The sequence below is a fragment of the gamma proteobacterium symbiont of Lampromicra miyakona genome (assembly GCF_059730895.1).
The window spans coordinates 3,506,570-3,521,037 of the sequence record NZ_AP035932.1 but is presented as its reverse complement, the minus strand read 5'-3'; the positions used below and the strand labels follow the sequence as shown (position 1 = coordinate 3,521,037).

Below are 14,468 nucleotides of genomic sequence, written 5' to 3'. Positions count from 1 at the left end.
ATTTCATGGCATGCCGTGGCGCGCCTCGTTTACCCGGCGTCTGCCGCAGCAAAAAACAGGCAAAAAAAAACCGGTGGATTTCGCCACCGGTAGAATCAACAGTTGATTCAAAGGCACTGACAGGTTATCGCAGGCGGTCAGCGATGGGTTTCACCACGTTCTCCCCTTCGCGACCATAAAACTGAAACAGCGTCTCGGCTGCCGCCTCGGTGAGCACCATGATTTCAATACGGCGGTTACGTGCGCTGAGCGGATCGGCTTTGTCGAGCGGCATACGGGATGACATGGCATTCACCTGCAGCACGCGCGTGCTTTCCAGCCCGCCGCGCTCCAGCGCGCGCCGCGCCGCCAGCGCACGGTCACCGGAGAGATTCCAGTTGTTGTACGCCGCGTTGCCGCTGTACTGCGCGGCGTCGGTGTGGCCGCTGATCATGATTTTGTTGTCGATACGGTTAAACACCGGACCGAGTTCGGTCAGCAGGCGCTGATAAAACGGCGTCAGCACCGCGCTGCCGCGCGGGAACATCATGCGATCCTGGTCATCCTGAATCAGGATACGCAGCCCCTGCGGCAGGGTTTCCAGCGTCAGCAGGTTCTGAGCGTGATAGCTGTTGATGATGCTCTGGATCTGCTGACGCAGCTGCGCCAGCTCGGCGTCGGAGCGCGACAGCACGCTATCCAGGTCTTCCTGCGGCTGGCTGGCGTTACTGTTGCTGTCGCTGTTTTCCGCGCTGGTGTCACTGACGGTGGCGCCCTCGGTCGGCGGCGCAATCGCCAGCGTTTCACCAATGATGGCGGAGCCGCGTCCGGTTTCGACATCGAACGGATTAAAGCCGGAACCGTTAAACACCGAGGTGCCGTTGAGCTGCGCGACAATCTCCTTACGCTCGTCTTCGGTGACGGCGCCCATGATCCACAGCACCATAAACAGCGCCATCATCGCCAGCGTGAAGTCGGCAAAGGCCACCTTCCATGCGCCGCCGTGAGCCCCGTGATGCGCTTTCCTGCCGCCGCGTTTAATGATCAACTTTGTGGTAGTGACCAAAGGGGCCGAGCGTATTTCTGAAGTGTCGGCGCGCTTTACCCTTGACGCGCTGCCGGGCAAACAGATGGCGATCGACGCCGATCTTAACGCCGGGCTGATTAATCAGGAACAGGCGCGCGTGCGGCGTCAGGATGTGGCCAACGAGGCGGACTTCTACGGCGCGATGGACGGCGCCTCCAAGTTTGTGCGCGGTGACGCCGTCGCCGGCATCATGATCCTGCTGATCAACGTGCTGGGCGGCATCCTGATCGGCGTATTCAAACACGGTTTACCGGCCGGCCAGGCGTTCGAACAGTATGTGCTGCTGACCATCGGTGACGGTCTGGTGGCGCAGATCCCGTCGCTGCTGCTGTCGACGGCGGCGGCGATCATCGTGACGCGCATCAGCGACGGCGCTGACATGGGCGAGGACGTGAAGTCGCAGCTGCTGGCGAAACCGGCCACGCTGTATACCGCCGCGGGCGTGATGTTTGTGCTGGCGATTGTGCCCGGCATGCCGCACATGGTGTTCCTCGCCTTCACCGCCCTGCTGCTGTTCGCCGCGTGGCGCCAGAGCCGCGTGGTGCAGAAGCCGACGCAAAGCCATGTCGACATGGAAGCGATCAATCAGGCGCTGGCGCAGCCGGACGAACAGCCGACCATCAGCTGGGACAATATTCCGCTGGTCGAGCCCATCGGCCTTAACCTGGGCTACAAGCTGGTCACGCTGGTGGACAAAGGCAAAGGCGCGCCGCTGACCCAGCGTATGCGCGGCGTGCGCCAGGTGGTGTCGGAAACCAGCGGCGTGCTGCTGCCGGAGATCGCCCTGCGTGAAGATTTTCACTTAAAGCCGTCGCAGTACGCCATCAAGATCAACGGCGTTCGTACCGCGGTAGGCGAAGTGCATGCCGACCGCCTGATGGCTCTGCCGACGCCGGATCAGTACGGCGAGATCGACGGCCTGCTGGATACCGATCCCGCGTACGGTATGGCGGTGACCTGGATCCTGCCGGAGCAGAAAGCCAAAGCGCTGAATCTGGGTTATCAGGTTGTCGACTGCGCCAGCGTGGTGGCCACGCACGTCAACAAAGTGGTGCGCGAAAACCTGCCAGAGCTGTTCAACTACGATGATATTACTCAGCTGCATCAGCGGCTGGCGAGCGTGGCGCCGAAGCTGTCAGAGGATCTCAACGCCGCGGTGAACTACAGTCTGCAGCTCAAGGTGTATCGTCTGCTGCTCAACGATCAGGTATCGCTCAAGGACATCACCACCATTGCCACCACGCTGCTGGAGAGCGTGGCGATCACTAAAGATCCGATCCTGCTGACCTCCGACGTGCGTTATGCGCTGCGCCGCGCCATGGTGGCGGCGATTGCGCCGGACAACAAACCGCTGTCGGCCTATACGCTGGATAACAGCCTGGAAAACCTGCTGCTGGCAGCGCTCAATCAGGCGCAGCAGGGCGGCAAAGTGGCGCTGGACAGTTTCCCGGTCGACCCTAACATTCTCACCCAGCTGCAGAGCACGCTGCCGGTGATGATGGAGCAGCTGAAAGCGCAGAACCTGACGCAGGTGCTGCTGGTGACGCCGCAGCTGCGGCCGCTGATTGCGCGCTACGCCCGGCTGTTCGCCAGCGGGCTGAATGTGCTGTCGTATAACGAGGTGCCGGACGATGCCAATCTGCAGATTGTCGGGCAGGTGAGCTGATGCGTTGCGGAAAACTGTTATAAAAAAACACCGCTGATCTGTCTCTGCCGCCCTTCACTGTTATGTGGTTTACTGGCAGGCAGTGATATTCAGAGGTGAATAATGGACGCGATTAAACAAATTCTGATCGATGAAATCGACACGCTCAACCGCGAGGAGCGGCGCGATAATCTGCCGCGTTTCAGCTTTAACTTCCTGAAAACCCATCCGGGGCTGTGGGGCGTGATGTACCTGTGCTACGGCCAGTGCGTGGCGCTGATTTTCTCGACTGAGATGCTCGGCTGGCCGGCCTTCTGGTTCGCCACGGTGTTCGTGCTGGTGATGAGTTTTCTGATGTTGCTGGACATCAACCCGAAATACCGCTTCGAGGACATCGATACGCTGGATTTGCGCGTGTGCTATAACGGCGAGTGGTATTACGTGCAGCCGGTCTCACAGCAGGCGCTGGACAAGATCCTGGAGAATCCGGGCACGCCCGAGCGCGTGCGCAGCGGCATCGATCGCCTGATGCAGCAGAAAGGAGAAGTGGATTTTTATGATGTCTACTACCTGACCTGGGGCCATCAGCGCGCCGCGAAGATCTGATCGGGCAAATTCATTCCTGCTTCCATGGTATTTATAAGCCCTTAATGACTCACTGCTTAATTACTACCCCCTGCGTCTTTACACAGAAGGTATGCGAAGCTAAAGAGGGTAGTAAGACAACGCCTGAAGGCTGGGTCAGGAAGTTTCGCCGCGCGCACCAAATCAAAACGCCGGCACGCCGCTGTGAAAGCGCAGCTCAGTGTCCGGTTCGCTGATCAAGCGCGCTTCCGCTGCCCCAATCGCCCGCACGCGCGGTGCGATATCCTTCGGTGAAATCTGTGCCGCCAGCGTCAGGTAATCCTGATAGTGGCGCGCTTCGGAACGCAGCAGTGAGATGTAAAACTTCTCCAGCTGCGCATCCAGGTACGGCGCCAGGCTGGCGAAGCGCTCGCAGGAACGCGCTTCGATATACGCCCCGCAAATCAGTTTATCCACCAGCGTATCCGGTTCATGGGTGGTCACTTCACGCAGCAGCCCTTTGGCGTAGCGGCTGGCGGTGATCTTGCGATAGGGCAAACCGCGCGCCTGCATGATTTCCCACACCTGATAAAAGTGGTGCAGCTCCTCTTTGATCAGCAGCACCATCTTTTCCACCATCTCATCAGCCCACGGCAGTTCATTACGCACAATAATGCTTTTGCTGAGATTCTTGTGGGCATTGATAAAATCGCTGTCGTGATTCTCACCGAAAATAAAATCTTCGTACGGCTGCAGCCACGCCAGGATCGCGTCACCACTGGGTTTATCCGCGACGTATTTGCGGATCAGCCACACTGCGGTCTGCGCCGCTTTCAACTCGCATACCATGTGATCGGTAAGCAGCAGCGTGAGATTTTCCGGCTTGCGCGCTTCATCAATCCACGCCTGCGGCGTGCGGCACTGTAAAAACTGGTGAATGGGGTCTAATAGCGAAGCGTAATTCATCAGAGGTTCTTTGCTGGCAGGAAAATTACCGGGCGGCATGTGCCGCCCGTCAGGGCTTAGTGACGCACACCGTCATCGTCTTCGTCGTCGATCTCTTCGCCATCGTCTTCATCTTCGGCATCCGGATCTTCAAAGTAAGTGCCCCAGCCGTCGTAATCGACGTTGTATTTCCCGACCAGATTCACCAGCTGCTCGACCTGCGCGTCAATCAGTTCCGGCTTCAGCGCCGATTCGCTCAGGATGTCGACGCACATCACGGTGCTACCGTCTTCCAGCTCCAGCTCTTCCGGCTCGGTGACTTCATAGCCCAGCTTGAAAGCGTCAACCGCGGCTTTCTCCAGCGAGTCGAAGTTGTTGCAGGAGAGATGATGCTCGATGGTGTAAAGCGCATCCGGATCGCTGCCGTCTTCCAGCAACTCTTCAATGATCAGGCGCGTCTCTTCGCGCTGTTCTTCCAGCAATGCTTCGTATGCCATGGGCGTGTCCTCAAAATAGTGGCAGTGAATGCAATTATTTTCCCACACTGCCTCGCGCGCCACTACACAAAACAGAAAGTTTCTTAGCGCTGGGGTTGAAAATGCATATTCATACGGTTAGATTGAATTTTAATTCATTATTGATGTAATGCGGAGCGCAGTATGAGTCAGCTGTATTCGAGACATTTCCTGAGATTGCTGGACTTCACCCCAGCCGAAATCACCGGTCTGTTATCACTCGCCAGTGAATTAAAACAGGCAAAGAAAAACGCCAGCGAAACCCAGTACCTGAAAGGCAAAAACATCGCGCTCATCTTCGAAAAAGACTCGACCCGTACCCGATGCTCTTTCGAAGTTGCCGCCTACGATCAGGGCGCTAACGTCACCTATCTCGGCCCGAGCGGCAGCCAGATCGGCCATAAAGAGTCGATGAAAGACACCGCGCGCGTACTGGGACGCATGTATGACGGCATTCAGTATCGCGGCTACGGTCAGGCGCTGGTAGAGACGCTGGCCGAATATGCCGGCGTGCCGGTGTGGAACGGCCTGACCACCGAGTTCCATCCGACGCAGCTGCTGGCTGACCTGCTGACCATGCAGGAGCATCTGCCGGGCAAAGCGCTGAACGAGATGACGCTGGTGTACGTCGGCGATGCGCGCAACAACATGGGCAACAGTATGCTGGAAGCAGCAGCGCTGGTGGGGCTGGATCTGCGGCTGGTGGCGCCGAAAGGCTGCTGGCCAGAAGAGGAGCTGGTGGCGCAGTGCCGCGCGGCAGCGCAGCACACCGGCGGCAAAATCACCCTGACAGAAGAGATTGCCGAAGGCGTGCAGGGTGCTGATTTCATCTATACCGACGTCTGGGTATCGATGGGTGAAGCGAAATCGGTGTGGGAAGAGCGCATCGCCCTGCTGCGTCCCTATCAGGTGAACAGCGCGATGCTGGCGCTGACCGGCAATCCGCAGGTGAAGTTCCTGCACTGCCTGCCGGCGTTTCATGATGACCAGACCACGCTCGGACGCCAGATGGCGGAACAGTATGGCCTGCACGACGGCATGGAAGTGAGCAACGAGGTGTTTGAATCCGACCATAGCGTGGTGTTTGACCAGGCGGAAAACCGCATGCACACCATCAAAGCAGTGATGGTGGCGACGCTGAGTCAGCGCTAAGCCTGCACGGCGCAAACGTTTACCTCGCGCGTGATTTCTGCTTGATGCGGCTCAGTGAATGCGTATAATGCGCCACAATTTGCCGGAGGAAACATGCAACAGCGCAGCGCACAATTTGCCGCTCCCGTACGCCTGAATGCAGGCGGCGCACCTGTTTCTTTCCGTCATTCATCGATCGCCAGAAAGCCCCTGTAAAGGGGCTTTTTTTTGTCCGCAATCCGGCAGCGCAGAGGAGAGAGCTATGGCCAACCCGCTATATCGCAAGCACATTATTTCCATCAACGACCTCAACCGCGATGAGCTGGAGCTGGTGCTGCATACCGCCGCCCAGCTGAAAGCCCATCCGCAGCCGGAGCTGCTGAAACACAACGTTATCGCCAGCTGCTTCTTTGAGGCCTCAACGCGCACCCGCCTGTCGTTTGAAACCGCGATGCACCGGCTGGGCGCGTCGGTGGTGGGATTTGCCGACGGCAGCAACACCTCGCTGGGCAAAAAAGGGGAAACCCTGGCCGATACCATCTCGGTGATTGGCACCTATGTGGATGCCATCGTGATGCGTCATCCGCAGGAAGGGGCAGCGCGGCTGGCCACGGAGTTTTCGGGCGGCGTGCCGATCCTTAACGCCGGCGACGGCGCCAACCAGCACCCGACGCAGACGCTGCTCGATCTGTTCACCATCCGGGAAACCCAGAGCCGCCTCGATAACCTCAACGTGGCGATGGTCGGCGACCTGAAATATGGCCGCACCGTGCATTCGCTGACCCAGGCGCTGGCGAAGTTCAGCGGCAACCGCTTCTACTTCATCGCACCGGATGCACTGGCGATGCCGTCCTACATCACCGATATGCTGGATGAACAGAACATTGCCTGGTCGCGCCACGACAGCATCGAAGAAGTGATGCCGGAGCTGGATATTCTCTACATGACGCGCGTACAGAAAGAGCGTCTCGATCCCTCAGAGTATGCCAACGTGAAAGCGCAGTTCATCCTGCGGGCGGCCGATCTGGCCGGTGCGCGCGATAACATGAAGGTACTGCATCCGCTGCCGCGCATTGATGAGATCACCACCGATGTCGACAGCACGCCGCACGCCTGGTATTTCCAGCAGGCCGGCAACGGCATCTATGCCCGCCAGGCCCTGCTGGCGCTGGTACTGAATAGCGAACTGGCACTGTAAGGAGCAGAACGATGACCCACGATAACAAACTGCAGGTTGAAGCCATCAAACGCGGCACGGTGATCGACCATATTCCGGCGCAGGTCGGCTTTAAGCTACTGTCACTGTTCCGCCTCACCGAAACCGATCAGCGCATCACTATCGGCCTTAATCTGCCGTCGGGCGAGATGGGACGTAAAGATCTGATCAAAATCGAAAATACTTTTCTGACCGATGATCAGATCAATCAGCTGGCGGTGTACGCGCCGCACGCCACGGTGAATCGCATTGATGAGTATGAAGTGGTGGCGAAGATCGCACCGACGCTGCCGGAACGCATCGAGCGCGTGCTGACCTGCCCCAACGGCAACTGCATCAGCCGCAGCGAGCCGGTGTTCTCCAGCTTTGCGGTGAAACAGCGTGACGACGATGTGCACCTGAAGTGTAAATACTGCGAGAAAGAGTTCGCGCGCCACGTGGTGCTCGGTCACTGGTAATCGCCCGTTTCCTCCCTATAATGGGGCGAACATTTTCGCGGCGGGCAAGGGTTCGCCGCGCATGCCTAAGGAGAAACAATGTCTCGCGAAATCAGTACTGAAAAAGCCCCGGCAGCGATTGGCCCGTACGTCCAGGGCGTGGATCTCGGCAGCATGATCATCACCTCCGGCCAGATCCCGGTCGATCCGGCCACCGGTGCGGTTCCGGACGACATCGCCGCGCAGGCGCGTCAGTCGCTAGAGAATGTGAAGGCGATTGTGCTGGCCGCTGGCCTGCAGGTGGGCGACATTGTGAAGACCACCGTGTTCGTCAAAGACCTGAACGATTTCGCCACGGTCAACGCCACCTATGAAGCGTTTTTCACCGAGCATCAGGCCAGCTTCCCGGCGCGCTCCTGCGTGGAAGTGGCGCGTCTGCCGAAAGACGTGAAGATTGAGATCGAAGCCATCGCGGTACGTCGCTGATTTAGCTGTCATCAATCACACAGCATGCAGGGGGCGTATCCGTGCGCACCTGGCGAGATCGCCAGGTCGTCATCAATGACGACCCTGCATAGTTCGTGACTTCCGAACTTCCCTATCTCGACGATCGCAGCAGTTTCTCCAGCGGTCGCACCAGCGCCAGCACCGTTTCATCCTGCACCTGCGCCGCCGCATCCAGCTGGGCGTGCATCTGCGCCACCTCGCCTGCGCCGTAGGCCTGGTTACGCTCCAGCGCATTCACCAGATCCAGCCCCATTCGGCTCAGCTCAGCGACCTGACGCACCTGCGGTTGCAGCGCTTTCAGCTGATAGTTGCCCAGCACCAGCGGCATCACCGCATCGCTGTTGCGCTGCCAGCGCTGCAGCTGATGGCGCAGGGCGCTGGCGGCAGCATGATCGCCGCGATTAGCAATCAGCGCATCCACCTGTTTATCCAGCAGCCGCACCGGCTCGCTCTCGGCCGGCAGCACGTCCGCCAGCCGGTTCAGCGGCTCGAAATAGTCATAATGCCCGGCCTGAAACTTCAGGTGCTGGCGGGTGTAATACTGCGCCGGTTCCAGCACTTCCGCTAGCACGCGCAGCGGAGTGATATCGCTGCTGTTGGCCAGCCGCATCATCTGCACCTCGGCCTGCTGATGCTGCTGCAGGCCGACCGACACCGTCCCCCAGCGATCAATCGCGCTGAGCCGCTGGTACATATTCTCGCTGTCGGTCACATCCTGCGCCGACCACAGCCGCTCCGCCACCACAAAGGCGCGCGGCCACAGCCGCGTATCAATCACCCGGCTATTCACGTTCTCCGCCCACAGCGCCGCTTCACCGCCCAGCAAATCATGCTGCAGCTGAGCGGGCGTGGGCAGTACCGGAGCAATACCGGCCGGTATCTGCGCCAGCCTGCTACCTGTGGTCGGATAGCGCACGTTGCCCACCAGCACGTAGCCGGTCAGGCTGTCACGCGTCAGCGTCACCACCGGCTGAAACGGCCCCATCCAGCTGTCGACGCTGAAGGTCAGCTGCGTCGGTGATAGCCAGCGAATGTCGCTGACCTGGCGTCGCGCCTTGCCGCTGAAATCGATAAAACCGCGCCAGCCGTTTTTGCCCTCAATCAGGGTGAAACTGCCCTGCACCGCGCTGCCTTTCAGACGCGGCATAGTGAACTGCCAGCTTTGCGCCTGATCGTCGGCGCGCAGTTGATCGATGCCGTTCAGCCCCTGCGGCCAGGGATCATTGCGATAGTGATACGCGGCGCTCTGCGGCTGGTCGAGATAAAAACCGGTGGAAAGAATGCCGCGATACCCCTGCTTTACTACTTCGCTCAGCGCGTCCTGCCCCTGCCATGACTGAATCACAATACTTTTCGGCAGGTCGGGATGGTACACCTCATCCCAGCCAAGCATGCGCCGCTGATGCGCGGCGAGAATCTTCTCAACCCGCTGGTTGAACCACGCCTGCAGCGCATGGGCGTCCTGCAGGCCGTGGTCGCGCATAAACTGCTGAATCTTCGGTGAGGCGTTCCACTGACTGGGATCGACTTCATCCCCGCCGATGTGAATGTAGGGATCGGGAAAGATCGCCGCGACTTCGCCGATCAACGTGTCGATAAAGCGAAACACCGCTTCATTGCTGGGATCGAGCAAGGGTTTAAATACCCCCCAGCCGCGCTCCATGGCATATGGACCCGGCGCGCTCATCAGCTCCGGCATCGCTACGGCCAGGGCGGAAGCATGGCCAGGCAGATCGATTTCCGGCACCACGCGCACGCCGCGCTGGGTGGCATAGTGCACCAGCTCGCGCATTTGCTGCTGGCTGTAGAACAGGCCATCACTGGCCTGCTGCTGCAGCTGCGGATAGTGACTGGAAGCAAAGCGCCAGCCCTGATCGTCGGTCAGGTGCCAGTGGAACACGTTCATGCGCGCCGCGGCGATACCATCAATCTGCCGCTTGAGGGTTTCCAGCGGCAGGAAATGGCGCACCGGATCGACCAGCACGCCGCGCCACGGGAAGCGCGGCCGATCGTCAATGGTGACAAAGGGAATTTGCGTGCCGCTGGCGGTGTTGGCGATCAGCTGCAGCAGGGTTTCCATGCCGCGCATCGCGCCAAAACGGGTAGGTGCCTGCAGCAGTACGCCACTGCTGCTGACCTCCAGATGGTAGCTTTCGTCGCTGTCCGGTTGCGGTAGCGGATCGACCGCATCGGCAATCCGGACCTGAATGGCGGGACGATCGCTGGCCGGGCTGGCGGGCAGCAGCGCCCAGCCGGTTTGCCGCGCAATGCGGGCGCGCCAGCGCGCTTCGGCCCCTTCCAGGTGATCGCCGGTGATGTGCAGCGAAAATTGCGGCGTCAGGGTAAACGCGCCACCGCCTGCGGGCTGCGTCACCTGCTGTGGCCACGGCATCAGCGGCAGATCGCCTGCCGGTGCGGCCTGCGTGGAAAACGTCAGGGAACACAAAACGGCCAGCAGCGTACGGGGCAGAAGCATGGTGGGCATCCTTGTAAGGCAAAACGATGGGCCGGAAATGGCGCAAAACGCTCATTAAACCTGTTTCGCAACGCAAAGCAAGTTGCAACCGGCTGAAGTTTGTGCGGCTTAAAACTTTTCAGTGTAGCGGCTGTTGACCACTGCACGGCTTTCAGGCGCTGGCCGCGCTTCTTTGCGACAGGTCAAAAACAGTGCGATTAATTCCCTCTGAAACACCACATGTTGCGATTACACTCCTTAAAATTATCTACATGTAGTTTTCAGCGGAGAAGGGAAGATGGCAACGGTAGTGATTAAGCGTGACGGCTGCAGGGTGCCGTTTGATGCCCGGCGCATTGAAGCTGCAGTGCGGGCCGCCGCGCAGGCTGCCCAGGTTGACGACCTGGCCTGGTGCACGACGGTCGCTCAGCAGGTCAGCGCGCAGCTGGCAACGCAGGTTGAAGTCGATATTCGCGACATCCAGTGTGCCGTGGAAGAGGCGCTGATGAGCGGACGCTGGCCGCAGCTGGCACGCGCCTATATTGAATACCGTCACGACCGCGATCTGGCGCGCGAGCAGCGCGGCAAGCTGCACCATGCCATTCGCGGCCTGGTGGAACAGACCAACGCGGCACTGCTCAACGAAAACGCCAACAAAGACAGCAAAGTGATCCCGACGCAGCGCGACCTGCTGGCCGGCATCGTGGCCAAACATTATGCCCAGCAGCAGTTGCTGCCGCGCGATGTGGTGCTGGCGCACGAGCGTGGGGAAATCCACTATCACGACCTCGACTACTCTCCCTTCTTCCCGATGTTTAACTGCATGCTGATCGATCTGCACAGCATGCTGACGCACGGCTTCAAAATGGGTAACGCCGAGATTGAACCGCCAAAATCCATCGCCACCGCCACCGCGGTGACGGCGCAGATCATTGCGCAGGTCGCCAGCCATATTTACGGCGGCACCACCATAAACCGCATTGACGAAGTGCTGGCGCCGTTTGTCACCCTCAGCCTTGAAAAACATCGCCAGATTGCCCGCGAATGGCAGATTGCTGATGTGGAAGCTTACGCGCGCGCGCGCACTGAAAAAGAGTGCTACGACGCGTTTCAGTCGCTGGAGTACGAAGTCAATACGCTGCACACCGCCAACGGCCAGACGCCGTTCGTCACTTTTGGCTTTGGCCTCGGCACCGACTGGGCGGCGCGCCTGATTCAGCAATCGATTCTGCGCAACCGCATTGCCGGGCTGGGCAAAAACCATAAAACCGCGGTGTTTCCTAAGCTGGTGTTTGCCATTCGCGAAGGCGTCAATCGCCGCGCCAGCGACATCAATTACGACATCAAACAGCTGGCGCTGGAGTGTGCCAGCAAGCGCATGTATCCGGATATTCTCAACTACGACAAAGTGGTGGAAGTCACCGGCTCGTTCAAAACGCCGATGGGCTGCCGCAGCTTCCTCGGCGTTTACGAGGAAAATGGCGAGCAGATTCATGAGGGCCGCAACAACATCGGCGTAATCAGCCTCAACCTGCCGCGCATTGCGTTAGAAGCCCAGGGAGACGAAGCCCGCTTCTGGACGCTGCTGGATGCGCGCCTGGCGCTGGCGAAGCGGGCGCTGATGACCCGCATTGCCCGGCTGGAAAAAACCAAAGCGCGCGTCGCACCGATTCTTTATATGGAAGGTGCCTGCGGCGTGCGGCTCAATGCGGACGATGAGGTGGGCAAGATCTTCCGCAACGGCCGCGCCTCGATCTCGCTGGGCTATATCGGTCTGCATGAAACACTCAACGCGCTAAGCGGCAACGCCGTGCATCCGTATGATGCCGCGCACCTGCGCGCAACCGGCGTGGCGATTGTGACGCATCTGCGCCAGGCGGTGGATGCGTGGAAAGCGGAAACCGGCTACGGCTTTAGCCTGTACAGTACGCCCAGTGAAAACCTGTGCGATCGCTTCTGTCGCCTTGATGCCGCCGAATTTGGCGTAGTGCCGGGCGTGACCGACAAGGGCTATTACACCAACAGCTTCCATCTCGACGTAGAGAAAAAGGTCAATCCGTACGACAAAATCGACTTTGAAGCGCCCTACCCGGCCATCGCTAACGGCGGCTTCATCTGTTACGGCGAATACCCCAACATTCAGCACAACCTGCGGGCGCTGGAAGATGTGTGGGATTACAGCTACGACCGCGTGCCCTACTACGGCACCAACACGCCGATCGATGAGTGCTACGAGTGCGGCTTCAGCGGCGAGTTCAGCTGTACCAGCAAAGGCTTTACCTGTCCGAGCTGCGGCAATCACGATCCGGCGCGCGTTTCGGTCACGCGCCGCGTCTGCGGCTATCTTGGCAGCCCGGATGCGCGGCCGTTCAACGCTGGCAAGCAGGAAGAGGTGCAGCGCCGCGTCAAACACCTTGATACCGGACAGCTGGGATGATGCACATTCATCGCTACTACGATGTGGATATCGTGAATGGTCCCGGCACGCGCTGCACGCTGTTTGTCGCGGGCTGCGAACATCAGTGTCGCGGCTGCTACAACCAGAGCACCTGGCGGCCTGACTCCGGCGTGCCGTTTACGCTGGCCATGGAGGAGCAGCTGATCGCCGATCTGCAGGATCAACGCATTCCACGTCAGGGGCTGTCGCTGAGCGGCGGCGATCCGCTGCATCCGCACAATGTGCCGCATATTCGCCGGCTGGTGAAACGCGTGCGGCGCGACTGTCCAGATAAAGATATCTGGCTGTGGACCGGCTACACCCTGGCGGAACTGACGGCGGCGCAGCGTGAAGTGATTGCGGAAATCGACGTGCTGATTGATGGACGTTTCATCGAAGCGGAAAAAGATGCGCGGCTGCTGTGGCGCGGCAGCCGCAATCAGACTATCTGGTATTTACGCCAGCCACAGTGCGAGGATGCCGAGCAGCATGCCGCTGACGGCCACGCCGCAGAAGGCGATCCACAACGCGCGCGGCGGGAACGCGCGATGCAGCATCAGTAGCGACGGCACGCTGACCGCGGGCAGCGTCACCAGCAGCGCCAGCGCCGGTGCGACGCCCATGCCCGCCAGCATCATGGTTTGCACGATGGGGATCTCGGCGGCGGTCGGGATCACAAACAGGCAGCCGGCGATGGCCATCAGCATTACCCAGAACAGCGTATTCCCTACCGCGCCGTCCGCGTGCGGAAACAGCCAGACGCGCGCGGCGCCGAGCAGCAGCACCGCCACGATGTAGAGCGGAATGGTGTTACAGAACAGCCGCCACATCACGCGCAGCCAGCGCGTCACAAACCGTTCATGGCTTTCTTGCGGCAACAGCGGCGCGGCAACGGCGGTTTCCGGCACGCTGCGCTGCACCAGCATGGCAATCCCCAGCACCATCACCCCACCCGCCACCAGCCGAATGGCGGCAAACTGCCAGCCGAGCACAAAGCCCATAAACACCAGCGTTGCCGGATTGAGCAGCGGATTCGCCAGCCAGAACGCCATCGCCGCGCCGCTTGAAACCTGCGCCTGGCGCAGGCCGACGGTCACCGGCGCGGCACAGCAGCTGCACATCATGCCCGGCAGGCCAAAACCGGTGCCGACCAGCGTGGCCCCCAGCCGGTTGCTGCCCATCAGGCGCAGCAGCCAGCGGCGCGGAATCAGCACCTGCACCAGCGAGCCCAGCACCACACCGAGCACCGCGGCTTTCCACACCGCGAGAAAATAGACCATGGCGTAATCCAGCGCGGCGCGCCACGGCGAATCTGCGGCATTGGCAAGGATCGAGCGGCCGATGGAATGGGTTTCTGCGGCCGTGAAGGCTTTGCCATAGTAAGGCTGCCATTTTACGTACCACAGGCCGATAAGCACCACGGCGAGGAACAGCAGCGGTTTCCACCAGGCGAAGCGGGCCGCTGGTGCAGGTGAGGCGAATTGGGTCATAACCGGTTCCGTATTCAACTGAATAACGTATGCCGCGCGGAGGGCGCGACGCAGATCCCA

11 protein-coding genes and 2 pseudogenes are annotated in these 14,468 nt (G+C 59.9%); 8 read left to right on the top strand and 5 right to left on the bottom strand.

Annotated elements, in window-relative coordinates:
• Nucleotides 1-124 precede the first annotated feature (124 nt).
• On the bottom strand, nucleotides 125-1,045 hold the full coding sequence (gene lafU, locus AC6I8P_RS16590) for a putative lateral flagellar export/assembly protein LafU (RefSeq protein ID WP_125309436.1): 921 nt from the start codon (nucleotides 1,043-1,045) through the stop codon (nucleotides 125-127).
• On the opposite strand from lafU, the pseudogene AC6I8P_RS16585 reads away from it, so the two are divergent.
• Both AC6I8P_RS16585 and AC6I8P_RS16580 read left to right on the top strand, forming a co-directional pair.
• Nucleotides 1,017-2,732, top strand: a pseudogene (locus AC6I8P_RS16585) (flagellar biosynthesis protein FlhA); the annotation flags it as partial. The gene lafU and the pseudogene AC6I8P_RS16585 overlap by 29 nt on opposite strands.
• A gap of 102 nt (nucleotides 2,733-2,834) precedes the next feature.
• Nucleotides 2,835-3,317, top strand: a complete 483-nt coding sequence (locus AC6I8P_RS16580; protein ID WP_498030788.1) for a YlaC family protein — start codon at nucleotides 2,835-2,837, stop codon at nucleotides 3,315-3,317.
• A 162-nt stretch (nucleotides 3,318-3,479) separates the two neighbouring features.
• Here AC6I8P_RS16580 and miaE read toward each other — a convergent pair whose 3' ends face one another.
• Both miaE and rraB read right to left on the bottom strand, forming a co-directional pair.
• Complete coding sequence (gene miaE / locus AC6I8P_RS16575) at nucleotides 3,480-4,241, bottom strand: tRNA isopentenyl-2-thiomethyl-A-37 hydroxylase MiaE (protein WP_031279729.1); 762 nt, start codon at nucleotides 4,239-4,241, stop codon at nucleotides 3,480-3,482.
• Nucleotides 4,242-4,297: 56 nt separating this feature from the next.
• Nucleotides 4,298-4,717, bottom strand: a complete 420-nt coding sequence (gene rraB / locus AC6I8P_RS16570; RefSeq protein ID WP_010615961.1) for a ribonuclease E inhibitor RraB — start codon at nucleotides 4,715-4,717, stop codon at nucleotides 4,298-4,300.
• A 162-nt stretch (nucleotides 4,718-4,879) separates the two neighbouring features.
• Here rraB and argF point away from each other — a divergent pair, with 162 nt between their 5' ends.
• The 4 genes from argF to ridA all read left to right on the top strand — a co-directional run bounded on the left by argF (nucleotide 4,880) and on the right by ridA (nucleotide 8,005).
• Nucleotides 4,880-5,887, top strand: a complete 1,008-nt coding sequence (argF, locus tag AC6I8P_RS16565) for an ornithine carbamoyltransferase (protein ID WP_150361192.1) — start codon at nucleotides 4,880-4,882, stop codon at nucleotides 5,885-5,887.
• Between the two features lie 241 nt (nucleotides 5,888-6,128).
• Nucleotides 6,129-7,064 carry an aspartate carbamoyltransferase gene (pyrB, locus tag AC6I8P_RS16560; protein ID WP_058770675.1) on the top strand — a complete coding sequence of 312 codons (936 nt, stop codon included), beginning with the start codon at nucleotides 6,129-6,131 and terminating at the stop codon, nucleotides 7,062-7,064.
• A gap of 11 nt (nucleotides 7,065-7,075) precedes the next feature.
• Nucleotides 7,076-7,540: an aspartate carbamoyltransferase regulatory subunit gene (pyrI, locus tag AC6I8P_RS16555; protein WP_010615964.1), complete on the top strand. Its 465-nt coding sequence runs from the start codon at nucleotides 7,076-7,078 to the stop codon at nucleotides 7,538-7,540.
• A 78-nt stretch (nucleotides 7,541-7,618) separates the two neighbouring features.
• Nucleotides 7,619-8,005, top strand: a complete 387-nt coding sequence (gene ridA, locus AC6I8P_RS16550) for a 2-iminobutanoate/2-iminopropanoate deaminase (RefSeq protein ID WP_010615965.1) — start codon at nucleotides 7,619-7,621, stop codon at nucleotides 8,003-8,005.
• A 112-nt stretch (nucleotides 8,006-8,117) separates the two neighbouring features.
• Here the strand turns inward: ridA and AC6I8P_RS16545 are convergent, their stop codons facing one another.
• Nucleotides 8,118-10,502 carry a beta-N-acetylhexosaminidase gene (locus tag AC6I8P_RS16545; RefSeq protein ID WP_498030787.1) on the bottom strand — a complete coding sequence of 795 codons (2,385 nt, stop codon included), beginning with the start codon at nucleotides 10,500-10,502 and terminating at the stop codon, nucleotides 8,118-8,120.
• A gap of 277 nt (nucleotides 10,503-10,779) precedes the next feature.
• Between AC6I8P_RS16545 and nrdD the strand changes: the two genes are divergently transcribed.
• Both nrdD and nrdG read left to right on the top strand, forming a co-directional pair.
• The gene (gene nrdD / locus AC6I8P_RS16540; protein ID WP_498030786.1) at nucleotides 10,780-12,918 is read left to right on the top strand and encodes an anaerobic ribonucleoside-triphosphate reductase; all 2,139 of its coding nucleotides are present in this window, start codon (nucleotides 10,780-10,782) and stop codon (nucleotides 12,916-12,918) included.
• Nucleotides 12,915-13,379, top strand: a pseudogene (gene nrdG, locus AC6I8P_RS16535) (anaerobic ribonucleoside-triphosphate reductase-activating protein); the annotation flags it as partial. The gene nrdD and the pseudogene nrdG, both read left to right, overlap by 4 nt.
• Here the strand turns inward: nrdG and AC6I8P_RS16530 are convergent.
• The gene (locus AC6I8P_RS16530) at nucleotides 13,374-14,408 is read right to left on the bottom strand and encodes a permease (RefSeq protein ID WP_058770680.1); all 1,035 of its coding nucleotides are present in this window, start codon (nucleotides 14,406-14,408) and stop codon (nucleotides 13,374-13,376) included. The pseudogene nrdG and the gene AC6I8P_RS16530 overlap by 6 nt on opposite strands.
• Between the last annotated feature and the right edge of the window lie 60 nt (nucleotides 14,409-14,468).